This is a genomic window from Vibrio sp. Of7-15 (assembly GCF_022347565.1).
Taxonomy (GTDB): domain Bacteria; phylum Pseudomonadota; class Gammaproteobacteria; order Enterobacterales; family Vibrionaceae; genus NORP241.
In genome coordinates this window covers 92,505-118,171 of record NZ_JAKRGH010000004.1, presented here as the reverse complement: position 1 = coordinate 118,171, position 25,667 = coordinate 92,505, and the positions used below count along the sequence as shown (strand labels likewise).

16 protein-coding genes are annotated in these 25,667 nt (G+C 40.9%); 8 read left to right on the top strand and 8 right to left on the bottom strand.

The window, feature by feature from the left end; genetic code table 11:
• Window positions 1-40: 40 nt before the first annotated feature.
• Together MHO82_RS06700 and MHO82_RS06695 are read right to left on the bottom strand one after the other, a co-directional pair.
• Window positions 41-610 carry a carboxymuconolactone decarboxylase family protein gene (locus MHO82_RS06700; RefSeq protein WP_239183098.1) on the bottom strand — a complete coding sequence of 190 codons (570 nt, stop codon included), beginning with the start codon at window positions 608-610 and terminating at the stop codon, window positions 41-43.
• Window positions 611-619: 9 nt separating this feature from the next.
• On the bottom strand, window positions 620-2,410 hold the full coding sequence (locus MHO82_RS06695) for an FAD-dependent oxidoreductase (RefSeq protein ID WP_239183097.1): 1,791 nt from the start codon (window positions 2,408-2,410) through the stop codon (window positions 620-622).
• Between the two features lie 477 nt (window positions 2,411-2,887).
• Between MHO82_RS06695 and MHO82_RS06690 the strand changes: the two genes are divergently transcribed.
• Both MHO82_RS06690 and MHO82_RS06685 read left to right on the top strand, forming a co-directional pair.
• The gene (locus MHO82_RS06690; protein ID WP_239183096.1) at window positions 2,888-4,507 is read left to right on the top strand and encodes a DUF1800 domain-containing protein; all 1,620 of its coding nucleotides are present in this window, start codon (window positions 2,888-2,890) and stop codon (window positions 4,505-4,507) included.
• Window positions 4,507-5,817, top strand: coding sequence for a DUF1501 domain-containing protein (locus MHO82_RS06685; protein ID WP_239183095.1), 1,311 nt, complete (start codon window positions 4,507-4,509; stop codon window positions 5,815-5,817). Before MHO82_RS06690 ends, MHO82_RS06685 begins: the two co-directional genes overlap by 1 nt.
• A gap of 65 nt (window positions 5,818-5,882) precedes the next feature.
• Here the strand turns inward: MHO82_RS06685 and MHO82_RS06680 are convergent, their stop codons facing one another.
• The gene (locus MHO82_RS06680; RefSeq protein WP_239183094.1) at window positions 5,883-6,236 is read right to left on the bottom strand and encodes a hypothetical protein; all 354 of its coding nucleotides are present in this window, start codon (window positions 6,234-6,236) and stop codon (window positions 5,883-5,885) included.
• Between the two features lie 399 nt (window positions 6,237-6,635).
• Between MHO82_RS06680 and MHO82_RS06675 the strand changes: the two genes are divergently transcribed.
• From MHO82_RS06675 to MHO82_RS06665, 3 genes are read left to right on the top strand one after another with little or no spacing between them, the layout of a single operon-like run.
• Window positions 6,636-7,004, top strand: a complete 369-nt coding sequence (locus MHO82_RS06675; protein ID WP_239183093.1) for a hypothetical protein — start codon at window positions 6,636-6,638, stop codon at window positions 7,002-7,004.
• A gap of 6 nt (window positions 7,005-7,010) precedes the next feature.
• Window positions 7,011-7,346 carry a hypothetical protein gene (locus MHO82_RS06670; protein ID WP_239183092.1) on the top strand — a complete coding sequence of 112 codons (336 nt, stop codon included), beginning with the start codon at window positions 7,011-7,013 and terminating at the stop codon, window positions 7,344-7,346.
• A 26-nt stretch (window positions 7,347-7,372) separates the two neighbouring features.
• Window positions 7,373-14,617: an RHS repeat-associated core domain-containing protein gene (locus MHO82_RS06665; RefSeq protein WP_239183091.1), complete on the top strand. Its 7,245-nt coding sequence runs from the start codon at window positions 7,373-7,375 to the stop codon at window positions 14,615-14,617.
• Window positions 14,618-15,341: 724 nt separating this feature from the next.
• On the opposite strand, the gene MHO82_RS06660 is transcribed toward MHO82_RS06665, so the two are convergent.
• The 3 genes from MHO82_RS06660 to MHO82_RS06650 form a co-directional block, all read right to left on the bottom strand.
• Window positions 15,342-16,286, bottom strand: coding sequence for a tetratricopeptide repeat protein (locus tag MHO82_RS06660; RefSeq protein ID WP_239183090.1), 945 nt, complete (start codon window positions 16,284-16,286; stop codon window positions 15,342-15,344).
• Between the two features lie 132 nt (window positions 16,287-16,418).
• Window positions 16,419-17,240, bottom strand: coding sequence for a transporter substrate-binding domain-containing protein (locus MHO82_RS06655; RefSeq protein WP_239183089.1), 822 nt, complete (start codon window positions 17,238-17,240; stop codon window positions 16,419-16,421).
• A 239-nt stretch (window positions 17,241-17,479) separates the two neighbouring features.
• Complete coding sequence (locus tag MHO82_RS06650; protein WP_239183088.1) at window positions 17,480-18,469, bottom strand: 2-hydroxyacid dehydrogenase; 990 nt, start codon at window positions 18,467-18,469, stop codon at window positions 17,480-17,482.
• A 769-nt stretch (window positions 18,470-19,238) separates the two neighbouring features.
• Here MHO82_RS06650 and MHO82_RS06645 point away from each other — a divergent pair.
• The 3 genes from MHO82_RS06645 to MHO82_RS06635 all read left to right on the top strand — a co-directional run bounded on the left by MHO82_RS06645 (window position 19,239) and on the right by MHO82_RS06635 (window position 20,538).
• On the top strand, window positions 19,239-19,568 hold the full coding sequence (locus MHO82_RS06645) for a hypothetical protein (RefSeq protein ID WP_239183087.1): 330 nt from the start codon (window positions 19,239-19,241) through the stop codon (window positions 19,566-19,568).
• A gap of 80 nt (window positions 19,569-19,648) precedes the next feature.
• Window positions 19,649-20,029 carry an STAS/SEC14 domain-containing protein gene (locus MHO82_RS06640; RefSeq protein ID WP_239183086.1) on the top strand — a complete coding sequence of 127 codons (381 nt, stop codon included), beginning with the start codon at window positions 19,649-19,651 and terminating at the stop codon, window positions 20,027-20,029.
• A gap of 113 nt (window positions 20,030-20,142) precedes the next feature.
• Window positions 20,143-20,538: a universal stress protein gene (locus tag MHO82_RS06635; RefSeq protein ID WP_239183085.1), complete on the top strand. Its 396-nt coding sequence runs from the start codon at window positions 20,143-20,145 to the stop codon at window positions 20,536-20,538.
• Between the two features lie 311 nt (window positions 20,539-20,849).
• On the opposite strand, the gene MHO82_RS06630 is transcribed toward MHO82_RS06635, so the two are convergent.
• A complete protein-coding gene (locus MHO82_RS06630; protein WP_239183084.1) occupies window positions 20,850-21,647 on the bottom strand; it encodes a helix-turn-helix transcriptional regulator in 798 nt (265 codons plus the stop codon).
• Between the two features lie 148 nt (window positions 21,648-21,795).
• Window positions 21,796-25,665, bottom strand: a complete 3,870-nt coding sequence (locus MHO82_RS06625; protein WP_239183083.1) for a zinc-dependent metalloprotease — start codon at window positions 25,663-25,665, stop codon at window positions 21,796-21,798.
• Window positions 25,666-25,667: the final 2 nt, after the last annotated feature.

Below are 25,667 nucleotides of genomic sequence, written 5' to 3'. Positions count from 1 at the left end.
TGGTACATCGGCTGAGCATCTACGGTTTATATTGAACGTTTTAGGTCACTTTGGGTTCTGGCAGGCTAGGTTTACCCGGTGGGGCATCAAGCTGGTATGCGTTGAGCTGGCAAGCAACCATGCAGTAATACCCAATCAGTGCGGTAATTTCCGTGATTTCTTGCGTGTTAAATCGCTTCTGGATTGGCGCAAACACATCATCACTCACACGTTTCTTGATGATGAGATCTCGAACATAGGTAATGATCTCAGCATCTTCTGGCTTTATTTCAGGGTTACCATGCACATCGTTTTTGTATTTGATGGCTTCAACGGTTTGCGGTGAAATTCCAGCTTGTAATGCAAAACTTTCGTGGAACGACCACTCGAACTGACAGGAGTTTTCACTAAGCGTAGTGGTAATGATCAGTTCTTTGAGTTGCGCAGGTAGGATGGAATCAAACCTTAAGTAACCACCAAGATCGGCAACTTGGCGGGCAACATCAGGGCTGTTGAGCAGCAGAGCAAAAACGCCAATCACATTGCCACGGCTTTGCTCAATGTGATCGAACGCGTCAGCGGCCTCAGGAGTTAGCCCCTCTTTGCTGTCGAGGTAAGGAATTCGTGTCATCGTCTGCTCCTAATTATGCTTTAGGGTTGGAAGTGCATTTTCATTGACGAGCAGTGCCGCGTTTACGGCGGACTCAATGGCGCCTTCAATCCAAGCGTGTTTAAGCGACGCATGTTCACCAGCAAAGTGTAAGATCTGATTGCCTGACTGCTTGTCTTCCCATTCAGAGCTGACAATGGATTTATGGAGCAGATCCAATTGCCCAGGGTAGAAAATAGCGGCTTCACCGAACGCATAGGGGTTATTCATCCAGCTAACCGTGGCAGCACCAACAATGTGTTCTTGATTGTCTTTGTATTTTTCAGGGCTAAACACGCAAAGATCACGGATTTTTTGCTGTGCCTTTTTACGCACTTCATAGTCAGCGCCTGGCTCGTGTTTTGCGTGAGTAATCGCAACGTTTTCCAGGGCATAGCAGAAGCGTTCGTATTCAGACATTGAGTCCCACTTACGAGCATCGTCTGCCCATGAATAGCTGGCTAGCATAACGCCACCTTTGCCTGAGCCCATTCTTTCACTTGGGTAGTACATAAAACGGTTAGGTAAGTCGGTAACAGAGCCGCCACCGTAAATGTCGTTTTCGGTTTCCCAGAAGCGTTCACGGAATTCCAGTAGAACCTTGGTTGCAGCATCATAATGAAGCTCGCGCACGGCTTTTCGTTTTTCTTGGCTTAGTTCTGGCCACACATGAACCATACGGAAGCTAGAGAAAGGAATCGTGACAATGGCTTCATCCCATTGGCGTGAAGACAGCATTTCCGAAAGGGCTTGATCGCGCTCGTATTCGCCTTCAGCCTCTATTGATACTTTGGTGTTTATTTTTACCTTGCCTGTGTCTTCACAGCGGTACAGATCCACTAGAGTTTGGTTTAAGAAAGTCACATCGTCGAGTTGTTCTTTTTCATAGTAGGCCTGAGTAAATTTATCTGTCCCGCCTTTGATGAGCCAGAAAGGGGTTTCTGGGGTAATAATAGCTAACTCAATAAAGCTCTGAATGAAAGAGTAAGACATGCGAGACTCAAGGTTTTCGAGTACACCAATCATCTCAATCGCATTTTCAGATAGATCTGGGTTTTGCTCTTTCAAGAAACGACGCATAGAGTATTCGCCGTATTTTTGAATGATCATTGGCCAGCTAGTTTTTGGGTCTTCTTTAACTTGACGACGAAGCTCATCAATGGCTTGGTTGAGTAATACACTGGCTTGCGTATTCTCGTTCGATTCGAGGTTGTAATTTAGTAAACTATTTACATCTTTGGTGTTTTCGTAAGCAAGGCGAGAAACATGCTTATAGTTAACATGTAAGAAGTTCTTACCCGTGGACTCCAAATCGGTAAGAACAACGTTACCATCTGCATCAACTTTTGGATTTTGGATTTGATCAGAAGTTGCATCAGCTTTGGATACCGTTTTATTTAAGAAAAGTTGTTTCTCAACGCCGGTATAATCAATGAGGTATTGCACGAGTTTATGCATGTCTGGGATTCGCATCGCACCCGCTTCACCCGTTAAGTTACTGTCTTCAAAGTAACGTTTCTCAGGAGTATTTCGGAACGTTTTAATGCGGCCGCCCACACGAGTGTTTGCCTCGATAATCGTGACATTATGGCCTGCTTTACGCAGTAGCGATGCTGATACCATTCCAGATATTCCGCAACCGACGATTAAGATGTTTTTTTCTTTAGCCTGACTTTTTGGTAACCCTGCTTTTAGGTACTCCATGTACGCTTGGCTGATTTCATCTTGTTCAAAAGGCAGTAAACCGTGTAGTTCATCGTCTAAGTAAGTCACGTCTGACATAATCATTCCTTTGTTCTCGTTTAAATAGGTGCTTACCGATTAAAAATACAGCTGAACCGGAGACACAGGAAAATATGATGCTGTATATCTACATAGCTTTAGTGTTTATGGCTGAGAAGAGTAGATAGCACTCATTGTTGAAAACTTAGAAGATGTACCAATATAGGCAACTTGTTTAATATTAAATTAACATTTATTGGCGAGTTGATCTCATAAAAATGAAATTTATTGAAAACCATTCTTTACGTATGGGCTTTGAGGCATGTTTATTATGGGTGAAAACACTGACATCAATAGAATCAGATCATTGTATTTGTACGGTGGAAGTGTAGGCCAATATTTGGTGTTTGTTTGCTTTATAAATCGAAACACCTGTTTGATTTTTACCTGAACCAATCCCACATAATTAGTAGAGATATCCTTGTTGAACTAGCGGGTATTTGGTAGGGTGACAAAAATGTTAACTGGGTGTTATGCATGGTTTGTCTTAGTCGAAAGTGGGTACTTATCTTTTTAAGTGCATTTTTTTTAGCGGGGTGTGGTGAAGAAAGTGGTAGTCAAGAACCGCCAGCAGCCCTTGAACAAAACCAAAGGTACGACTTATTGTACCGCGCAACATTTGGCCCAACCCCGAGTAGCTATGAGCAGCTTGCGAGTGTAGGTTACCAGCAATGGCTTCAAACTCAATTCTCGCAATCACCAACGTTACATCTTCCTTTATTACGAACTTATGTGTCAGGCGAAGAAGAGCCAAATCAATCTCATCGTGCAGGTGTGTGGTGGGATAGGGTTATTAATGCCCCAGATCAGCTTCGCCAACGAGTTGCTTTTGCCTTGAGTGAAATATTTGTGATTTCACGCTATGGAGCTAGCCTTAATGGTCGTTCAGCTGAAATGGCCGATTATTACGATATGTTGCTCAAGAATGCGTTTGGTAATTATCGCAACTTAATTGAAGCGGTAACCCTGCATCCTGCGATGGGGGATTATTTATCAATGATGGCGAACCAAAAAGCCAACCCTGATAAAAATCGTTACCCCGATGAAAACTACGCTCGTGAAGTCATGCAGTTGTTCAGTATTGGCTTGTATCGTTTAAATAACGATGGATCGCCTATGTTGGATGACAAAGGGGCTCTTATTCCGACTTACAGCCAAGATGATATCGAAAATCTCGCACGAGTATTTACCAGTTGGCACCTTTCGAAAAGAGAAAAACCGTGGTGGAGTTCTAAAAAAGGAGATTGGTTCTCACCCATGGTGGCGTACCCTGAAGAGCATGACTTTGAACAAAAAATCGTAATGGGGGAAGTGTTCGCGCAAGGGCAAACACCAGAAGCGGATATGGCACAGGCCATGGATATGTTACTGAATCACCCTAATACGGGACCGTTTTTATCTCGTTTGTTGATCCAGCGTTTGGTTACATCTAACCCATCACCTCAATACATCGAACGTGTTGCTAACCTGTTTGCTGATAATGGCAATGGTGTCAGGGGCGATCTAAAAGCGGTGATCAGCGCGATTTTACTGGATGAAGAAGCGCTAAATGGTCCGGTTATGAAGTTAAAAGAACCATTGATTTCTATGGCAAATCTATACCGTGCTATGGAAGCGAAAACAGCGGATCCAACAGGAAAATACCATAATTCAAATGGGACTTTTTGGGCGTATGGCCAAGGGCCTCTCGCGTCTCCAAGTGTATTTAACTTCTATTCACCAGATTATGCTCCACTAGGCGAAATTAAAGACAGCGGGCAAGTCGCTCCTGAGTTTGAGATACTAAGTTGGAATAACTTTATCAATATCAGTAACCAAATGTGGGGGGCTTCGGGTAATACAAATTACCATAGTGAAGAGAACCCCAAACGCATCGTCATTAATGCCGCACCGTTAGAGCTAATTGCCAATGATCATGATGCCTTAATTGCTGAAATTGATCGTCGTTTCTTAGGTCAAGAAATGAGTGAAGAACTTACAGTTATTGTGCGTCAAGCTCTTGAGAAATTAAGGGATGATAAGCAAGCTCTTAAAGTGCGTAATGCATTACATATCGTATTAAACAGCCAAGAGTTTCATGTAGAGGAGCGTAAATAATGGTGACTCGCAGACAATTATTGGCGGCCATGGCAGCTGCACCGTTTATTTCAATGCTAGATACGCGTTCAAGTTACGCGTTACCAGCCAACGATTATAAAGCACTGGTATGCGTATTTCTGTTTGGTGGTAACGATGGGTTTAACATGCTGGTGCCAAGAGATAACAGCCACTACGATGAATATGCAGCAGCAAGGCCAGACATAGCACTCCCTCAGGCGGATCTTTTACCCCTTTCTTTAAACACGGGCTCTAGTCTTGAGCTCGGCTTACATCCTTCAATGGCAGAACTTCAAGCTTTGGTGAATGCAGGCAAAGCCGTTCCTATTGTGAACAGTGGCGTGTTGATTGAGCCCGCCACTAAAGCAGAGTTTGACAGCGGCGCGAAAACCTTACCGCCATTCCTGTTTTCTCATAACTCTCAGCAAGCCGAGTGGCAACGTGGGTGGGCAGGCAACAACACAACATTAGGTTGGGCTGGGCGCATGATGGACATATTGGCGGGGCGAGAAGCAGCTATTAGTCCAACCTTTAGTATTAACGGTTATGTTCAGTTATTAAATGGCGAGCAACACACCGCGAACCTGATCAATTCAAGTGGGTTACCCACGCTTTGGGCCAATGGTAACAGCGCACGAAAATCCAGCTTTGATCAAGTGTTAGCGCTGCAACCCGATAACACATTTGGTCGCGCGTTTGATCAAGTCAAAAAAGACTCTATTTCTATCCGAGATACTCTCGCGTCAGCATTGGAATCATCGCCAGAAGAAGGGCATTTCCCAGATTACCGACTCAGCCAGCAGTTACATACGGTAGCGCGTTTAATTAAATCCAGTGAGCAATTAGGCCATCAACGACAAGTGTATTTTGTGGGCATGGGTGGGTTTGATACGCATGCCAACCAATTAAGCGATCATCAAACTTTGTTAGCTGAATTAAGTCAGTCTTTAGCCGCGTTTCAGCAATCTCTGGATACCGCAGGTATTGGCGGGCAAGTCACAACCATGACCATGTCGGATTTTGGACGACGATTAGCCAGTAATGGGGCAGGTACTGATCACGGTTGGGCCAGCAACCACTGGGTAATGGGCGGCGCATTAAATGGCCGACAAATGTACGGCAGTTGGCCTTCGTTAATTCTGGATGGCGTGAACGATTTTAATAAGGGCCGGATGATACCAACAACATCGGTAGAGCAAGTCGGTGCCACCATTGCACGCTGGATGGGCGTTAATAGCGACAGCCAATTACAACAAGTGTTTCCAAACCTAGCGAATTTTACAACCAAAGATCTTGGTTTTATGGGGTGAGGTATAAATTATTAGCTGTGTATAACTAAAGCCGAGAATAATCATTCTCGGCTTTTTAAAAGATATTATTCAGAAAGTACTTTTACTCCCACTAAGTATGAGCCATATTCAGAACAGTTTGCAGTGTCAGCAAGCAGCATAACCTTTTTGTTTTGTGCTTGGGCACTTAAAAGGGCAGACTGCCAAAGAGAAAAGTAATCATTTAGGCTTCGTGACCAATAGCTGAACATACCCGTCTGGTCGGTTAATGAGCAACCTGTTTTTAATTGATCAACTTCATTTATATGAACTGTGAGCACAGCATAAACGGCTGGAGCTCCCGAACCTGCTTCTTTAACTGTATATGGTCCCATCCATTCTAACGCTGCAAAACTACTTGTTGAAAAAAGCATCAGAAGTAAAAAACTTAATTTTTTCATATTATTTATTCTTCAATGTGATTAATTGGCGGCAATATAAACAAGATTTATATGGTTGTCTAGGTTCAGTTGCTGATTTAAACAGTAAGTTTTTATTTTGTTAGTTATTAATAGTTGCCTATGAATTTTTAAAACAGAATTGATCACAGGATTTTTGTTTTATTTTTGTTAATGAAGATGACCTTTTAAGGTTTCGTATACTGTTATCTTTAGTTTTAGACCTATATCAAAATTTATTTTTATTAAACTTTGACAATGGGTGAAGTATTGATTTTTATTATCTATCTGTTTATTTATATTTATTGAGTTGAGTTATCTATTCTGGTAATGTCCTGCGATTCTATAAGGGTGAATTTTGTTCACTTTACACGTAAATTAATAAATATAAGGTGTTTTTTTATGAAAAAGCTGTTTGTCTTACTGTTTGGTTTGGCCCTTTCATCTAATGTATCTGCAACAACTAATGCTGGAGCTGGTCAGAAATGGTATGGACCGTATACGATCAGTAAGGTTGCTCGTTATTGGGATGGTGGTCATAGAATTACTGTACATGTAAACGAGAAGATGCAAACTCCGTGTGAAGTAACTAATACCGAAGGAAAAGTGTCTTATAATGTTAGTGTGAATACCAATATTCACTCTGATTGGCTATTTTCTGCTTCTGCAACAGCACAATCTCAAAATAAAAAGGTTATGTTGCTATTAGATCGTACATGTGCCCCTAATTACGGCTTGAATCTTCATGGTGTGGAAATATTATCTGAATAATATTTTATGTTGAAAAAAGTCACCTTAATTTCTCTCGTTATTTCTTTAGCCTTAGTTGTAATTAATTGGGCCGTTTGGGAAGTATTTCCGACAGACAGTGTTGAAGAAACCTCTACATTACCCAGTTCACAAAGCGTGGATGTACATGATTATTCAGTTGATACTTTAAATGATCAAGTTAGCGTTCAGCAGATTCGAAAAGTGCTTTTTACTGATGATAATACAGTAAAAAATACGATTAAAGAGCGTGAGTCATCGGAGTTAGAAAACTTAGATGAATTGGAAAATCAAATAAACACGTTATCTAAAGAAATAGAGACACTCAAAAATTCGAGCCAGTAATTCTACTGGACTTTAAGGATACATAAATGAAAACAGTGGTTGGCCTAGTTGCATTTCTAGCGTCAGGCGCGAGCTATGCTTTGGAAGTGGGAACCCTTCCAGGTGAGCTTGTGGTTGACCAAGGTCTTGCTTCTTATCAGATTCCAATAGAGCTACCAAAAGGCAAAGGGGGAAATACCCCAGACCTTACTATTAACTATTCAAGTCAGGGCTCAGTCAATAGTGTTATTGGCCCTGGCTTTTCTCTTAGTGGCCTTTCGAGTATTAGCCGATGTGGATCTTCTATTGCAGTAGATGGGATCAGTCGTGCAGCTGATAACACAGAACAAGATAATTTCTGTTTAGATGGCTCACGTTTAATTACTTCTACTGGTACCAAAGGCAAAGATGGTTCTATATATCGTCTTCTTGCTGATAATTACAGTAAAGTTGAATTGCATGGAGATGCTCTTGATTCAAGCAGCTCTTTTACTGTAAAAACGAAAGCAGGTGAAAGATACACTTATTCGTATCATGAGCCAGTCAACTCTTGGAAATTAACACAAGATACGAACACTACTGGTCAAAACCCAATTACTTATTCTTATAATGAGTTAGGGAACATTCAGTCGATCAGCTACGACATTTACGATGTCGAGTTTGTATACGAACCTTATACAGGAAAATCAGCGAGCTACTATCCAGTCCATTATAAAAAAGATGGCGTTCTGGTTTCTAGCAATAAGCTTTTGAATAAAATCGTTATAAAAACAGCGGGTAAAACAAGTAATTACTTAGCGTTAAAACGAGCACCTTTAAGTGAAACTGGTTCCTCTTTATCTGGTCAGTATATTAGTGAAATTAGCTACTGCGATGCTAATAATGCCTGTCTACCAGCGACAAAGTTTGAGTGGCAGAAAAGCCCTGAATTTAAAAAAGATCAGCTTTTCCTGAATAAGAAAATTGCTTCTAAACGTATCGGTGACTGGGGAAAGGTTAACTTACCAAGTCACTGGAAAGACGTTGCTCGAAACTGGTGGGTAGATGCCGACGGTAATGGTGAACTCGATTACTGTAAAGTAGCCTCAGCTTCGTCGATCAGCTGTCATTTTAATCTTCCTCAGCAGCAATCAGTGGAAAAAACGTTCCCAATTACGTATTGGGGAGACAGTAAAGCACACTGGTGGACTGATATTAACAGTGATCAGAAAACAGATTTTTGTCGTAAAAATGGCAATGAATTGTTGTGTTCAACATTTGGTGCTGACGGTACTGTAAGTGACCTCATTTTACCTATGTCGCGTTGGGGAAATGAAGAGTTCCGCTGGTGGCTTGATATTAATGGTGACTCCCAAGTTGATTTTTGTCGTCGTGATATTGATGATCTTCGCTGTAGCATTAATTCAGGTGGTAAATCTTGGCAAGATGAAATTGTTGTTACGGATCTTCTTTGGGAAAAATCAAAAAGTACCCAGTGGGTTGATTTAGACGGTAATGGTTATAAAGATCTTTGCCGTGTAGGTAGTGGTGTTGCTAGGTGTACATCTTTTAATTCTGGCTCCGTTATTGGCGACAAACAGCAGCTATATCCTATTGATGATTTAGGAGAAGAGAAAAAGCGCTGGTGGATTGATGTTAATGGCGATGGCGCGAGTGATTTTTGTCGTGCGACAGGCAATAAGAGTGGCAATGGAAGCAACTTAACTTGTTCATTAGGCTCGGTTGGAAAAGTTAACCAACTTAGCAACGATATCATTCTTGAAGGTGGTAAGGGCTGGCCTGGCACTTGGGGGGATGATGGAAAACGTTGGTGGCTAGATTTAAATCGAGATGGAAAAGTTGATTTTTGTCGTGGTACTGGAAGCCTAATGCAATGCACCAATCTATTTGGTGAAAGCTATGAATTTAAGGTAACAGGTTGGGGGGCACCTCGCCATTGGTGGCTTGATTTTAATCAAGACAGTAATATTGATTTTTGTCGTAGTTCTGGTTCTGATCTTATTTGTGAAACGAATACAGAATCCCGTGATCCAGTATTGTTATTGTCGAAAGTAACCAACGGCCTAGGGCAAAGCTCAAGTGTTGAATTTGGTACTTATGGTGACCACAGTGTGCCGAATAAAGGTGCGGCTACCGAGTTCCCAGTACGTAATTATTCGAACTCAATGCCAGTGGTTTCGAGATTAAATACGGATAATGGCAATGGGCAGACAAGTTTCTTATTTCAGTATGGCCCGGGGAAATATGATCTTCATAACAAAGGGATCAGTGGTTTTGAGTGGGTGAAACAGCGTGAGTTCGTTAATGGAACAAACTACCGAAATAGAGAGTTTCATTACTATACTCAACGCCCATTAAATCAGAAAATTAAAAAAAGTGTTGAGTACTTACCGAATCAACAGGTGCTATCGTCTGATTGTTCTGAGTGTACTGACGAGTCTTTCTGGGAATTCAGAAGGCTAACACCGATAAGTGAAGTTCATAGTACTTTTGACGTTCGTGATGTCGAGCATGAAAGCCATGAAATTAAAAAGAGTTATAAGGATATTTCTCAACGTTTAGAGCTTTCTATTTCTGAACTTGAAGAGATTCGATATCAAGATAAGGTTTATTTTAAAAAGCCAGATTTATTTGTTCCAATTGGCACAATTGCATTAACTCCGGTTATTATCCCTTCTGAAGAATACTATTTAGTAGGGGACATCAAGCCATTGACTGAATTTAATGTTAATGGTGAGCCGAAGGTCGCGACATTAACGCCAGTCGCATCAGATTTAGTCACTATTTTGCAGGATAATGCGCAACGTACAAATACGGTTCATAGTGTTATAGATAGCCATTTATATGCATCTATTGTTGACCAAACACCTGTTAAAGTAGTGCAAAAATCGGCGAGTGCTTTTGAAAGTCAAAGAACAGAGCGATCTTATGATTTAGCTGGTAAGTTAGTTTCGACAGTCGTTACCGATCAATCTCAGGTCGATGTATTTGGTAATGTTGGTTTTGTTTCTGTGACTACAACAGGTAATAACCCTGTTACTGGTGTAAGCGAAGCTTTTGTACAGCAAACAGAATACACCTATGAGAATAATGAATCAGCTTGGTTGTTAGGTCTTAATACACATTCAGTTGAGACGTTTATTGGTCCTAAAGGGGACCGAGTAGCAAAGACGTTTTCATTTGAATATGATCCTGCAACCGGGTTATTGGTAAAAGAAATTAGCCAGCCGGGTCACCCTCTACAGATTACTAAACAGTTTATTCGTAACAGTGATGGAATTGTCACGACTACGAAGCAAACAGCTCTTCATGGAAATGCTTTACGCACTCGTGTAGACAGTGAAACGCCAAGCTATAATGGATCTATTGCTACTTATACAGTTAGCAATCCATTGGGTCAGGTATCGAGTACTGTTGTTGATCGTTTAAACCGTGTTACAACAACTAAAGATATCAATGGTGCGGAGCAGCGTATCTATCTTGATGGCTTCGGACGAGCGATTGAAAAATGGCAGAAAAATGCGACAGGGTATGTGAAAACAACCGTTGAGTATTTGCCTGTTACTTCTGCTCAGTGTCATTCGCATGTTCCAGATGGCGCTAAATATTGTGCAGTGACATCAACACCGGGCTTAAACGAAGAAATTATTTTCTATGATATGTTGCGTCGAGAGCTACGCCAAGTAACTCAAGGTGTAAATGGAAAATGGATTTATAAAGACACAAGCTACAACGCTTATAATCAAATTTCTGGTATATCTCGCCCATACTTTAAAGGTGGTATTCCGCAGATATCTACGACTCAGTATGATGTTTTAGGCAGAATGTCTTCAACTTCTGAGCCGGGCCCTGCTGGTAAAAAAGACAGTTGGATCAATTATACTTATGGTCCATCAAGCATTACGACAGTTGATGCTGAAGGACGTGATAAAACATCTTATTTCAATGCCATGGGGTGGGAAATAAACCTTAGCCAACCTGAAGGTTCTTTTGTTAATAAGACGTATTATCCAGATGGTAAACTGCATACAACTGCTGGTTCTGATGGGCATACAATAACGACGGTATATGATGTACACGGTAATAAAGTATCGCTTGATGACCCTGATCTTGGATTGTGGACATATAAATACGATGCTTTTGGCCAGTTAGTTTCACAAACCGATGCTAAAAATCAGACGATGACCATGTCCTACGATGATCTAGGGCGTATGGTCAGCCGAGTTGAAGAGCAAATTACTGTTGTTGATGGCAAAAAAGAATCTGAGTATCAAACAACATCGTGGACTTATGACCAACTGAATGATGTTAACTCTATTCGAACTAGCCTAGGTTCTTTGTTGCGTGTTGATCAGCAAGGAAAAATGATTAAGCAGTACTATTATGATTCTGTTGGCCTGTTAACTAAAGAAGAGTTAATAACGCCTGAGCAAACATTAGTACGTTCATTTGAACATAACGGGCTAGGGCAAGTTGTAAAAGAGTCACGCCCAAATCAGTTTGAGCTAAACTTCCAGCGAGATACTGAGACGGGTATTGTTACTAAGATTTGGGGTGATATTAGTCAGTTGCAACTGAACTTTAGTCCTGAAGAGTACAAAAAGGTAATACAACCATTAATTGATGAAGCTTTACTTAAAGCCAATGATTACTTAGCGAAAGCAAAAGAGCTAACTACTCAGGCGCATGTATATAAAGCTCGCCAGGAAGAATATTATGCACTTCGCGATGAAGTGATTTCTATTGATGGTACATTTGAAAACCAGAAATTTGCTGAATTAGCATCTGCTGAGTTATCAGGTCGACCTTTAGAAGTCTTTGAAAATGAATTTGGTGAGCAATTCTTCCAGGTTCCAAGTCGTACTGTCATTATTCCTGGTCTTGTTGATATACCTGTTATTCAAGAGGCTAATTATCACCTAAAACTGGAAGGTAACTTATTACGTAAAGTTAGCTTTGAAGAATGGGATGAAATAAAACCATTGCTTACAGCGAAAGGAGAAGTGGCTTATTACGGTGAGTTCCGTGACGGCTCTCTTGGCTTAGCTAAAGTAGAGCTAGAAAGGGATCATCCATTGTATGATCAGCTGGTCCGTTCATATTTTGACCGATTGAAGTTACTTTCTGAAGATATTCAGCGCTTAGAATATGTAGCCGATCAGACTCATAGAGATGCTATTAGTTACGTAGAAGCTGCTGAGCAGTTAGTTGGCTTAGTTAAGCAAGTTAAATTAATTAGCGCTAAATATGAATCTTTAGGTCAGCAGAGCCAAACTGAATATGCGGCATTAAGCGAGTTAGACAGTAATAATCATGCCAAAGGTAAGATCGTTTATTGGACTTTAAATGATTTGGATGCCGAAGGCCGTGTGACTTCAGAGCTATACGGTAATGGTTTAGTTAATAGTTTCGACTATAACGAAGGTACAGGTCAGCTTCAAAACATCATGACCTTTAAAGGAAGAGAGGCAGTCAGAAGGCTACATTATTCTTACGACCGTACCGACAATGTAACGTTACGACACGACTTAATTAACGATATTTCGGAAACTTATACCTACGATACGTTGGATAGGTTAAGAAGCAATACGTTGGTTGGCTTAAACAACAAGCATACTCAGAACCCATTATTTAATAAAACCTACTCAGTGATTTACGATGATGCAGGTAACATTAAATATAAATCTGATGTTGGTCATTATATTTATGCTGATCCTAATCATGCTCATGCAGTAACTCGAGCAGGTGACAAAGAGTACAGCTATGACGCCAATGGCAACATGGTTTCTGGAGATGGAAAACAGATCTCATGGAATAGCCTGAATAAGCCGATAGAAATTAAGAGTAGTACAGGTACGGTTCGTTTTGCATACGATGAAACTGGCCAGCGTTACTTTAAATCGAATCAGAATGGCGATAAAACGTGGTATTTGGGTCAGTCGTATGAGCGAATAGAGCGTGGCAACGGAGAAATTGAGCACAAGCAATACATTAATGCTGGTGGAAAATTAGTTGCTATTAATATTGATCGTAAAAAATCGAACCCAGATGGTTTAACTGCTTCATTTGATAAACAAGTGCGATACTTGCACTCAGATGCTCTTCATTCTATCGATTTAATTACGGATCAATGGGGTAACGTTGTTGATCGTAAGAATTATGATGCTTGGGGTAAAGCAAGACCATTTGAATGGACTAAAGATGCGTCTTTCATTGAACAGTCTCTGATGGTGAATCGTGGTTATACCAGCCATGAGCACATTGAAGAAACTGATTTAATCCATATGAACGGGCGAGTTTATGATAGTACTATCGGGCGTTTCTTAAGTGCTGATGCCTTTATTCAGGCTCCTGATAATAGTCAGTCATATAACCGCTACAGTTATGTGATTAATAACCCGATGAAATACAACGATCCATCAGGTCATTTCTTCAAGAAAATCGGCAAAGAGTTACGTAGGTTCCGTGATAAAGTTGTTGATTTAGTTGAAGACAACTGGGAAGTGATAGCGGCCGTAGTTGTTACTGTAGTGACGGTTGGTGCTGCCGCACCTTGGGTGGCTAGTTGGGGAGCGGCAAGTTTAGCGGCTGGTTCAATAGGCAATGCAGTTGTTGCTGGTGCTATTGGCGGTGCCGTTGGTGGTGCTGTTGGTGGTGCATTGATCACGAAAAGTTTCTCTGGTGCATTGAAAGGTGCATTAACTGGTGCAATATCTGGAGCTGCGGGTGCATTTGGCGGATATTATGCAACAAATAGTCTTTCTATAGGGGCACAAAAGGTTGCTGTGTCTGCATTAGGAGGATGTGCTGCGGGTGCTGTTTCAGGAGGTTCATGTAAAGAAGGTGCTAAGCTTGCAGTTCAGGCGCAAGTATTGAGTATTGGTATTGAGCTAGTAACGAACGCTGTACCGACTTATAAGCGCCCTGATAATCGTAATGGTGTTTATAAGCCAAATGGCACTGCTGTTGTCGATCCAAACTCGAACAATATTGGTATTGCTACTAATACGACAGATTTTAGAAGAGTCGGGCTTAATGTAAGCAATCCAGGTTCTTTAAGTGAAGGTAGTTTATTCAGTCGTTTCTTTGCTGAGATCCCAGGTTTCAACTCTGGTGCGGTTTTACATGATGTGTTTGCTGGCGGGTTTGAGCGTGCGTTCCCTGTTCTTACTCAGATTCCGGGGAGCTCATTACTTTATAACCAATCATCTATTTTCCATGTGATTGGTCTTAATTATGTGGGACTAGGTGCTCGGAGCTTTGGCTATTATGGCGATAATTTAAGAAAGTAGTTGAATACTGAACCAAGCCTAATACTTAAAGCCCTCTAGTAGAACTAGGGGGCTTTTTATTTATGAATTGTATTATTTTACAAATAGTTACATCATGTTTTAGTTAAGAATAAGAAAGTATGTATATGGAACTTTGTTAAAGTTATAGTAGAAGATTAAGAGATATTTCTTCGTCAATAGTCATTATGAATTAAGGTTAGCATGGTGGATTAATCGTGATTCTCCACGAACCTTGTTAAATATAGAAAATGAAAGAACTAAGTGTAGAAAGGTATATTAACTTGTTATGAAAATCATGATTAGAACTTATGAGGTGTTATTTTTAATATTTTGCCTTGTTTTTATCGCATTCCCTATTCTAATTCAGGATAAGGTTGATTTTTCCGAAATTCTGATGGTAGTGCTTTATTTTGGAATGTCTGTAGTTATGTTTTTTTCATTACGTAACTACAACAGAGTGAAATATATAGCACCATTGTTTTTGGTAATGTATCTCTATTATACTATTGAGGGGGTATTATTACATTTGTCAGGATTTGGCTTTACTATTGGAGTGCTTCTATTAGTTTTATTTTACCTGTTATGCCCAGTGATTATTATTCATTCTATGATTTCATATTATAAAAAATAGTGTAATTCAGTATATAAATAGCAGTGTTAATTTACTGCTATTTTTACTGAGAGAAACTCTCTACTTTTCCACTAGGATCAGCTTAGGCTGGTCCTAGTGGCATTGTTCCAATAAAGCTCTTAACTCTTCAGCCAGCTTCTGTGCTTTTAGTTGTTCATCTTTTGTTAGGTACTGGCTTATAATATTGAGTTGTTCGAGTGGTTGTGTATATCCTTGCTCAGAAGCTAAAGCATACCAAGCATATGAAGTGATATAGTCTTTTTCGACCCCTTCACCGTTTTTATACATAGTAGCAATATTGTATTGTGCTTCTATACGGCCAGCTTTGGCGGCTTTCATATACCACTTGATTGCTTGATGATGGTTTGTCACTACGCCTAGTCCATTATTGTGCATCACGCCAAGGTAAATTTGTGCGGTTGAGTCTCCTTGCTGAGCTGCTTGTGTAAACCAATGCAGCGCTTTTTTATAATCTTTGGGCACACCTTGACCATTGAAATAAAATATTGCGAGGCTAACTTGTCCGTTCACATCATTCTGGTTTGCAGCCTGAGTAGCCCAGTACAATGCTTTTTTTAGATCTACATGTGTACCTTCTCCTACTCTATACATGTAGCTTAAATTATATTGGGAGTAGGGATCTCCCTGTATTGCGGATTTTTCATACCAATATAGAGCTTTCTTATCATTAAGTGGAACACCTTCGCCTTTACTATACATTAAAGCCAAATTGTACTGAGATACAGCGTGGCCATTTTCTGCAGCTTGTAAAAACCAGTAAACGGCGAGTTCTGCATTTTTAGGAATACTGATGCCTTCACTATACATAAATCCGAGGTTGGCTTGTGCTATGGGATCATCCTGATTGGCTAACTTTTTAAGCTCGTCATATGAAAAATTTTCACGGACGTTATTGACCTGAGTGTTGGGTGTTTCTGACGGTATGGGCTTTTCTGTGGCGAATGAACTAGAAATAGTAAGTAGAGGAAAACAAAGCAAAAACAATCGTAGTTTTATATTAAAAGATGGTGTATTCATTTTAGATGCTTGATGTGATCTTTGGTGCATAGGTTTGGGGTATTATAAATCATAATGGGTGGTGAGAAAGGTGATATTTTTAATATCTAAAATTTCATACCAAACAGCTTTTGGTTCTTTATAGGACGAAAATTACCTGAACTCAGGATTATTGCTATAAAAATGAATACGTTCTCTATATTCTGGTGATGAGTGGATTTTTCCTATTGAGTTCCATAAGCACTCAACCAGCTGCGAATTTTTATGGTAAAAGCTTTTCGAAAACATAACATAGCCATAGTTTGTTAAAATTGGAGGCTGGTGTTTTTTAATTTTGCTTGCAAAATCAGGACGGTGATTAACTGCCGATTCAATGTTGTGTTCGATGGCTATAATCCCGTCAATTCGCTTGGTAACCATCAGTTTTATAATCTCTTCTTGACTGGCTAATTGCCTTGGCTCTAAATCAAAGGATTTCATTATGTCTATGCCTATGGAGCCTCTTTCTACAATCAGAACTGGGTTTTCTCCCGTTATTGTTTCTCCGTTAAATCCTATGTTGCTGTCTTTATGCGTGAACAAGGTATAGACATACTTTTTGATCGCTCTGTCGGTGTCTGGTTTTCCATTTTTCATTGGATAAGCACCATAAACGGCTCGCTCTGGTTTGTAGCTGGCAGAAAAAGCAGCGTCAATGGCACCATTCTTTACTAAATTAAGTACTCGATTCCAGGGAAATAACGAAAATTTGATGTTCACGTTGCAGTGCTTACCTGCTTGATACAATAGTTCTGCGCGGTAACCTGGGTTATTTTTCAGAACATGCTTACCGTCTGTGCGGAAGGCGGGGCTGGAACTGGGTATGGTCGCAATGGTAATCGAAACCTCATTACCGCTGACATAGTTTGGGAGAAAAAGCAGTACTAAAATGGTAGCTGCAATAAGGCTGTCTATGTTGCCTTGTGTCCCTTTCATTTCTACATCCGTTAGCTGTTAGGTCAGCACATTTCGAATTGGTGATAAATAAAATGACTATTTATTAGTCAATTAAAGTGAGAGCTAATTTTCAAAAATCTACTCTAATTGTAGGCAACATAAAGGTGTTGTTGTAACAGAAGGGGAGGGCATAAACTCGTTGAGTTATAGATGAGTTTGCAGAAATGGTGTAAGAAGCCCGCTAGCAGAACTAGGGGCTTTTTATGAATTAGCTTACGTTACAGAAAGTTACTGTTTGGTTTTGAAGCCACATAAGCTTGGATGTTGTTAAGTGTGGTTTCAGCGATGTTATGCAGCGCATCTTCCGTTAAGAAAGCCTGATGGCCTGTGAAGATCACGTTATGGCAGGCTGATAAACGGCGGAAAACATCATCGACAATCACATCATTTGACTTATCTTGGAAGAAAAGCTCTTTCTCATTGTCGTAAACATCCAGCCCGAGCGAACCGATTTTTCCTTTTTTGAGGGCTTCAATAGCCGCACTGGAATCCAGCAGCTCACCACGGCTGGTATTCACGATCATGACGCCATCTTTCATTTTATTAAACGCATCGGCATCTAATAGATGAAAGTTTTCTTTTGTCATCGGGCAGTGCAGTGAAACAACGTCTGATTGGCCGAGTAGCTCGTCTAGCTCGCAGTATGTAACACCAAGATCGATAGCCACTTGGCTTGGGTAAGGGTCGTAACACAGTACGTTCATTCCTAACCCTTTTAGAATTCTAATGGTGGCCAAGCCAATTTTACCACTGCCGATGATGCCTGCGGTTTTGCCATGAAAATTGAAACCAACCAAGCCTTCCAGTGAAAAGTTAGCATCGCGTGTACGCTGATAAGCCTTATGGAAGCGACGATTTAGTGTCATCATTAAGCCTACCGCGTGCTCAGCGATGGCTTCTGGTGAATAGGCTGGCACGCGCGCAACCTGCATTCCAAATTCTTCGGCTGCGGTTAAATCAACATTGTTAAAACCAGCACAGCGCAATACGATCATTTTGATGCCTCGTACTGCCAGTTGTTCCAATACGTCGCGTGATAGATCATCATTTACGAAGGCGCAAACAATCTCACAGCCTTTAGCAAGCTTGGCTGTTTTTTTGGTGAGCCTGAAATCGTAAAAGTGATAGGTAACATCGTTGAGCCCTTTCGCTTTTTCAAACGAAGCTTCGTCGTATGCTTTTGTGCTGAAAAATGCAATGTGTGTCATGGGTAATTCCTTAATAAAAACTGCTTATATCAAGCCATTCATTAACATTTGATGAGTATTTTTTGTGAAATACGGACTTTGCTTACTTTCATTATTATTGGGGATGCGTCTGTCGTAACTGCATCTTATTGTCATAATTATAAATTATTTAGAATTCAAATTACTCATTAACTTTTATGATTCTGGTACTTTCTTTGGGTTAGAGGTGGTGAGCAAGCTGGTTATGGCTTGTCGTTGGACGTTTTTTATGCGGCATCCCTTTAAAATGCCCATATTTAGCTCATTGAGCTTCTCTCTTTTCGGTTGCTCCTCTTTGAATAATGGTGTCTGAGGCTGGGTTAAAAGCAGATGTATAGCTGTATTTCAGCCGCCTGTTTTATTGTGTTAAAAAATTATTTTCTTTCAGATGGTTAGGCTTTTTGTGTACTTTTTCTTATCAATCACCGTTGAAATAATGTACGGTGTTCTTTATTATCTTTTTCAAATGTAAGACATTAGATCTATTTAACGACCTTTTTATGCACGTTGTTTTTTAGATGAGCTAATGAAAAATACAGTCCGGTGGTTCAGGCTGAATTCAGTAAGAGATGTAACACTCTTTTGGTTGTCGGATTACGAGTTAAAGCTTCGGGCAGGTTTGCTCATTAGTTAAAGATAGATTGGTAGGGGATTACTTGGTCAGCTAAGGATAGCACAAACAAAAGTCATCAATAATTTTACTTGGCATTATTTGTTTGAAAATAATGCCGCTAGAGAGGTGTATTAAGCAATGATATATGTAGCTATCTTTTTAGTTCTCGCGTTAGTGGCGGTTATCTATCAAAACGCCAGTGTTATCGAGGTGAATACCCGAGAAGAGAAGGTCAAATTTTATAACGGCTGTTTGTCTTCGATGACATTGAATGAGTTAAAGGCAGAGCTTGATAGCTATCGCTCAAACCGAAAGTACAAGCCTCAATATGTATTTATGGGGGACGTAGATTTGTTCATGACCATGTTAAAAGAAGAAGTGAATGTAAGAGCGCCTACTCATAATACGAGTGTCAGAGAAACAATCGCAATGGAACCATCGACTCATGCTTCACTTAGTGGAGTGTAAAACCCTTGCGAATAGTCGCTATGTATTGAGTTCTGATTTATCTACACTTGAAGGGGCTCTTTGACTTAGAAGGTGACATTATGAGTATCAAACGTCATGGCATCACAATAGGTGTTGAGCGCATTGAATCAGAGTCGGTTCTTGTGCTTAAAGCTTTTGGTAAGTTAACTCATGAAGATTATAAACTGGTATCACCCATTTTAGAGTCAGCTTTACAAGGTTTAGGTACAAGTAATATTAAGATGCTAGTCGACATTTCTGAGTTTTCAGGGTGGGAGCTCAGAGCTGCCTGGGATGATTTTCAGCTGGGTCTAAAATTAGGCTTTCAATTTGAAAAGGTTGCAATTTATGGCGATAAAAATTGGCAAGAGTTAGCTGCAAAAGTGGGAGGTTGGTTTGTCTCTGGCGATATGAAGTCATTCGATGATTACCAGTCAGCGGTAAAGTGGTTGCAAGGCTAACCGACAAAATAGCAGCACTGAGCATCACTTTAACTGTTCATCGACTTTCTTACCCCAAGTTCAGGTTAAGTATTATAATTTTATTAATTATGGAAATTGAGCAGGGTATACTTATGTATAAAACTATCGTTTGCGGGATAGAAATTAGTGATGAAGGTAGAGACATACTTTCAAAAGCTTATAACTTTGCACAATTTCATAACTCTAAACTGCTCGTCACACATATCATTCCATATACTTTACTCCCCAAAGATTATCAAAAAGAATTGAAAGAAAAAGCATTGCCTGAAATGGAGTCCATCACATCGTCGTTAGGGATCCATCAGGGGGATGTAACAGTAAAAATTGGCAAGCCATATGAACAAATATGCAATCTTGCCGAAAAGAAGCATGCGGATTTAATTATTCTTGGTACTCATTCGAGAAGAGGGATAAATGCATTAATTGGTTCAACAGCAAATTCAGTCTCTAATTATGCAAAGTGTGATGTTTACTTGATTAAAGTATGACACTAGCTCTAATAAAGCGAAGTTTCACACATTGTACGTTGTCATGTTCGATGGGCAGTCGCGAAATCGATACTTTTACCAGATCAGCGTTGCCTGGTGTGGATACTGAGGTGCTTTTAGTACGCCAGATCGCCGCCGTTACTCAATCTGAAACCAATGAAATTACAGATTACAAGAATCAACATGGGGAGCTCACTTTAGTTGAATGTGACCCCCCAGAAGACTTTGATTGCAAGTTTTAGTTAAGCATTTCTAATGGTGATGGAGCCAATAATTAAGAGGCGCAGCCTAGAACGCATCAAAATTATATTTTACGTAGAACCTTCTAAGCTAGAGATATTGTCTTTCACTTGCTGTAAGAACGTATTGGGTAAAAGACGGATCCCTTCTGAAAACTGTAAAGGTTCGTGTGGCGTGACAAACAGTAAAACATTGTGTGGTGTATTTTCGTTGTTGTCGCCTTTTTTCATGTTCTCAGAGTGGTATTTGAGGATCTCTTGTGTGAGTAATTTATTTAATGACTCTAGTTGGCTTTCTTTCAAGTTCATGCGTGAAAACCCAACACGAACGCAGTTGGGGTTATCGAGAGCTTGTTCTTTTAAAAGCTCTTTATATTTAAAGCTGAGCTTTGAGCCATCAGCAAAGCGGTAGTAAAACGGGCCGTTCAAATTGACTTTATTGTCATCAGTTATTTTCACTAGTCCGAGCATTTCTAGAGCTCGGAAATAGGCATAAACAGATACGTCATCTAGGCCATATTTTTCTTTCATGTACTCACGGCTATCACAGCCACGAATGTGCCTTATTTCTCTATAAAAATCATAAAGGTAAGGGAACTTATAGAAAATTTCATCTTGGGTTTGGCTAAAAAAGCTTTCGTTATCATGCTGTAACTTAATCGCAATTTTTTGTAACTCATCTAACGTTGTGTCTGTTTCTCGGCAGTAATCTAAAAGGCGGTCGAGAGTAATATTTGGGCTGTATAAATGACGTTTAAAGGTAGAAAGGGGCACGCCGACCTTGTCTGCAAGTTCCCGGTAGGTTCTTCCTTTTGTTTTGATAACGCTTCTTAATGCTGCTAATAAATACTCTGAACTTGCTGAACGCATACTGCCGGACTCCTAAATACTTCACTGCGAGTCATGCTATTTGTATATAAGTTAGAACTTTTAGCAACATATTTTTACACATTTATTACTTATGAAAAAAGGCTGGCTCATTATAGAGTCCAGCCTTTGGTGTGTTTAAGGGCAGAGATTAAAGGGCAGGTAGTTGCTCTAGCGCATAGCGATATTGTATGTATTGCCTTGAGTCCCATAGCCAAATGGTTTCAGGATCAATATCATAAATATCAGCATCTTCTGGTGTTTCTTTAATGGCATCTTCAATGTAGCCAGCATAGAAATCGGCACTAGAAAGCAGCTGCTCTAAATATTCAGGGTGCTCGTCTTTGTTATTACGAATCGCATTCCAAGCGGCAAATAAGTTGTCTTTGCTGTGACAACGAGCCGTATTGTCTGCTGGTGAATAACATTTTTTAGCACTGTCGAAAGTGAATTTCGCAGGCGTTCGAACAGGGAAGCCTGATGCTCGGAACAGAGATTCAAAGTGCGGAGCGTCTTTTAATAAGGCAACTGCATTTGGATCTCGAAGCATGATTAGGGTGTAATCATCCAGTGTTTTTACGCCACTTGCTTTCAGGTTATTTTTAGTACGGTAGTTAGCATTTTCTAGCTTGGCTAAGTCGTCTTCTCTGCCATTAATCAGTAGGGCTTTTTCTGCCATGTTTTTGGCCAAGCCATTACGGCGTGTTACAACGTAGTTTCTTGTTTTTAAACTAAACTCTACGCTGCCTTCGCTATCGACAGAGTTATCTGGTTTGGTTAACGAAATGTCGTCGATCAAATCTTGTGAGCTATCAGCAAGGCCATATTCTTCTGCTTGGCCAAACGCGACTAAGTTATGAAGCAGCGCAGAGAACAGTGGCGTTACCGTACTGTCTGACATTTGGAAGAATGACTTCAAGCCATAGAGGTACGGCGGAGCATCAATCGCACGCTTAACATCTGGTACGTATGGCATGGCCGGAGTTGTGCGGTTGCCATCAGCATCGACAAAAATTGGATCCACAAATGAGTCCATACCAAAGCCCAGATAGCCTAAGTAAGTTTTCATCTTTTGAGGTGTGCCTTGTGTGCCACTTAAGGTACTTGAAACATCGAGCAGGGCAATGTTGGATTTGTCACGTGCACGATAAAAATCATCACGTTTTACCAGCATTTGTGCTGCGATCAATTTATCTGGCCAAATGCCGAATTGGTCTACAGCGGTAGATGAGTTGTTGTAAGGGTTATTCGCTCGCATGTTGGCGAAAGAGCGGCCGTCACGGGTTTCTGACATGACTTTGATTTTTTCGCTGCCGCCTGTCACGGCCGCGAGTAAATCAGCATCAAAACAGGATTCTGGCAGCGTTATTTTATGCTGCATGGCGGGGCCGTAAGAGCTCCATAAATCAGATAGTGCCACAAAACGTGTGATTGGCTGTGAGCCTGATGGGGTAATTTCCAGCTCACACACTTTGTCTGGTGTGCTCATAACCTTGACGAAAAAGTCTGCTGCTTCTAGCGAGGCATCGAAAGTATTACACACCATTTGTGCACCAGCGGGTAATCTGTCGCGTAGTGAAGTACGGGTACAGTTATCGGTGTAGTAGTTAGCGACGTTTTTCCCGTAGCTGTCTTCTGAGCCTTTTAGTTGCGACAGTTGATAATCAATGTCACCCAAGTCTTCTACAACAGAACGGATTTCATTGAATTGATACCAGCGTGAGAAGGCGTAGTTTTGTAGCTCGTATTCATAGAACTGCTCGCGGCCATCACGTTTGTTAACTTGATCGTAGCTATCCCAATATTTTTGAATTCTAAAACGGGTAAGCTCTAGAATGTTGGTGCCTTCATCAAAACGGTTACACGTGGTTGTGCTACGTACATTTTCATCAGTACAGTAGTTAAAATATTTGACGACTGCGGTTGGCGCATCTTCTTTTAGCTGTTTTGTCATCTGATCAATAGTGCCAAGTGGGTAGGCTTGGGCATTGGCTTGTAGTTCTTTATCAAGCTCAGATAGGCTGTGCAGCTCTGTCGTGGTTTCGTCTGTGGTTGGATCGTGTTTTTCTGATGCGATTTTACGACCATAGCCAAAGCGTAGGGCGGCGATGTCATATTTACCAAAGGTTGGTAGTTCATCAAAAATCGAAGCACCATAATCCATGACTGAGCTGTACGCTGGAACTTTATCGTAACCAAAACTGGCGACTTCATCTTTCTGGTAAAAGTTGGCTTTATCGACAGAGCCCATGAAGTTATGACGTAAGCCTAGGTTATGGCCAAGCTCGTGCACTAATGTTGATTTGAACATGTGCTGAGAAATGGCATCACTCACTTCACTTTGTTGTGCTTTGGTTAATTTGCTCCATTTTTTAAGCTTGGTATTTGCCAGTGTTTCATAGTCATCTGAATTAACATCAAGATGGCTGTTATCAAAATAATCACCTGCTAAGTAATCAATGCCACTGATCAAGCCTTTTGATTGTGTACTCACCCACATGAATTCTTCGGCGTATACATTCTGCTCTGCTAGGCTGTGTAAACGTTGCTGGCGCGCGGCAATGTCTTTACTAAAGCTGGTGTTGTTTTGTTGCTCTGGAGAAAGCCATTGCGGTGAACCATTAACAAATTGAGGCTCGTTGGCAACGGTGATTGGGCCAGATGCAAGGATAGAGGTCGTGTGTTTCGCTAAAAAGCTATTTTCTATGCCTTCTAATCCCGTGCTGACCACGGATTCATTTGTACCAGATTCGGCATCATCTGCGGCTGGTGGTGCTGGTTGGTATGCATCAGGGCGTTCTATTTCACCACGGTTATAATGCATGGTGAGCTGGTTCCACATTTTTCTAGAAGCCGTGCGAATAACACCAGCATATTGGTTTACGTGAGCGTGAACGATTTCACCCGTTAGTGGGTTGGTAGCGGATGGGCCATAACCGAGTAAGCCGCTATCAACGGGATCGGTGATTAAGTTCAGAACGTTATGACGTAAGTCGCCAGTGTGAATACCAGCTGGTTTATCTGGGTTCACGATTTCAATAGGTGGCACACCAGTATCAGTGAGGACTCGATTGATCTCAGTGATGGTTTCCAGCGTTGTAGTTAGGAACAGTTCACTTCCTTCATCAAAATAGCTGTCACTGAGGTAATATTTGATGCTGTCTTTTTCTGGGTTGAAGCGATTTAGTAATCGGAATTTTTGACCTTGAACTCCGATTTCCCCTGTTTCTGATCGCTCTATTTTTTCATTATTAAAGAAACCGTAACGAGAAGAGTCTCGACCTGGGTAGTGAATGGTCTCGTAATTGTCGCTGGTCAGTGTATCTAGCTTAACTAAGGAATAGAAAAAACGGGTTTTAAATGAAAGGTCTTCTAAACTATTGCCAAACTGATACATGTCATCGACGCTGGCCGTGAAGGTGCGCTCCACTTCAACATTGATGGTGCCTGTGGATGGATCAAATTCCCAGTGAGTGACTTGGGGATCCGCCGTTTCGTCGACATTATCGGCGGTATACCATGAATCAACGGTGTCTACGGCAAGAGACTGAATACCAGAATAGTCTGGCGTAAAGTGGGTTGCGCTTTGCCAGTTAACATCGGCATCTTGGTTTAATTCTTCGATGTTCGTACATTCATCGTACGCGTTTTCAGCACAACGGTATTGTTGGAATGTCCCAGGGATTTTTAGAACAGGTGCTTGGTTTATAACATCGGTGTAGCGTGTGTCTTCACCTGGTCGAATGGTGTCTCTATCTACTTCTTCGGCAATAATACCGTTGTTTTTATCGAAGCGAAGTTTGACTAATTTTGGGGTTCCCTGAAAGAAGCCACGCTGAGTGGTGGCGTAACGAGGGGTTGCTCCTGTTGATGGCATGTACAACCACAAGGATTCGGTGTCTAGGGATTTTGTTGTGATCTGCTCTTGTGCTCGTGGCACGGTTTCGTAGCTGCGTTCGTCTGCGCCACAACCATAGAGCGCGATACTCACCATGGATGCAATGGCTAATTTCTTAAACATAT

Bases quoted from the DNA above. Each gene is read 5' to 3' on its own strand.
- MHO82_RS06640 (WP_239183086.1), top strand. From the start codon at position 19,649: ATGAGTATCAAACGTCATGGCATCACAATAGGTGTTGAGCGCATTGAA.
- MHO82_RS06690 (WP_239183096.1), top strand. From the start codon at position 2,888: ATGGTTTGTCTTAGTCGAAAGTGGGTACTTATCTTTTTAAGTGCATTT.
- MHO82_RS06625 (WP_239183083.1), bottom strand. From the start codon at position 25,665: ATGTTTAAGAAATTAGCCATTGCATCCATGGTGAGTATCGCGCTCTAT.
- MHO82_RS06675 (WP_239183093.1), top strand. From the start codon at position 6,636: ATGAAAAAGCTGTTTGTCTTACTGTTTGGTTTGGCCCTTTCATCTAAT.
- MHO82_RS06665 (WP_239183091.1), top strand. From the start codon at position 7,373: ATGAAAACAGTGGTTGGCCTAGTTGCATTTCTAGCGTCAGGCGCGAGC.
- MHO82_RS06630 (WP_239183084.1), bottom strand. From the start codon at position 21,647: ATGCGTTCAGCAAGTTCAGAGTATTTATTAGCAGCATTAAGAAGCGTT.
- MHO82_RS06650 (WP_239183088.1), bottom strand. From the start codon at position 18,469: ATGACACACATTGCATTTTTCAGCACAAAAGCATACGACGAAGCTTCG.
- MHO82_RS06695 (WP_239183097.1), bottom strand. From the start codon at position 2,410: ATGTCAGACGTGACTTACTTAGACGATGAACTACACGGTTTACTGCCT.
- MHO82_RS06680 (WP_239183094.1), bottom strand. From the start codon at position 6,236: ATGAAAAAATTAAGTTTTTTACTTCTGATGCTTTTTTCAACAAGTAGT.
- MHO82_RS06655 (WP_239183089.1), bottom strand. From the start codon at position 17,240: ATGAAAGGGACACAAGGCAACATAGACAGCCTTATTGCAGCTACCATT.
- MHO82_RS06645 (WP_239183087.1), top strand. From the start codon at position 19,239: ATGATATATGTAGCTATCTTTTTAGTTCTCGCGTTAGTGGCGGTTATC.
- MHO82_RS06685 (WP_239183095.1), top strand. From the start codon at position 4,507: ATGGTGACTCGCAGACAATTATTGGCGGCCATGGCAGCTGCACCGTTT.
- MHO82_RS06670 (WP_239183092.1), top strand. From the start codon at position 7,011: ATGTTGAAAAAAGTCACCTTAATTTCTCTCGTTATTTCTTTAGCCTTA.
- MHO82_RS06635 (WP_239183085.1), top strand. From the start codon at position 20,143: ATGTATAAAACTATCGTTTGCGGGATAGAAATTAGTGATGAAGGTAGA.
- MHO82_RS06700 (WP_239183098.1), bottom strand. From the start codon at position 610: ATGACACGAATTCCTTACCTCGACAGCAAAGAGGGGCTAACTCCTGAG.
- MHO82_RS06660 (WP_239183090.1), bottom strand. From the start codon at position 16,286: ATGAATACACCATCTTTTAATATAAAACTACGATTGTTTTTGCTTTGT.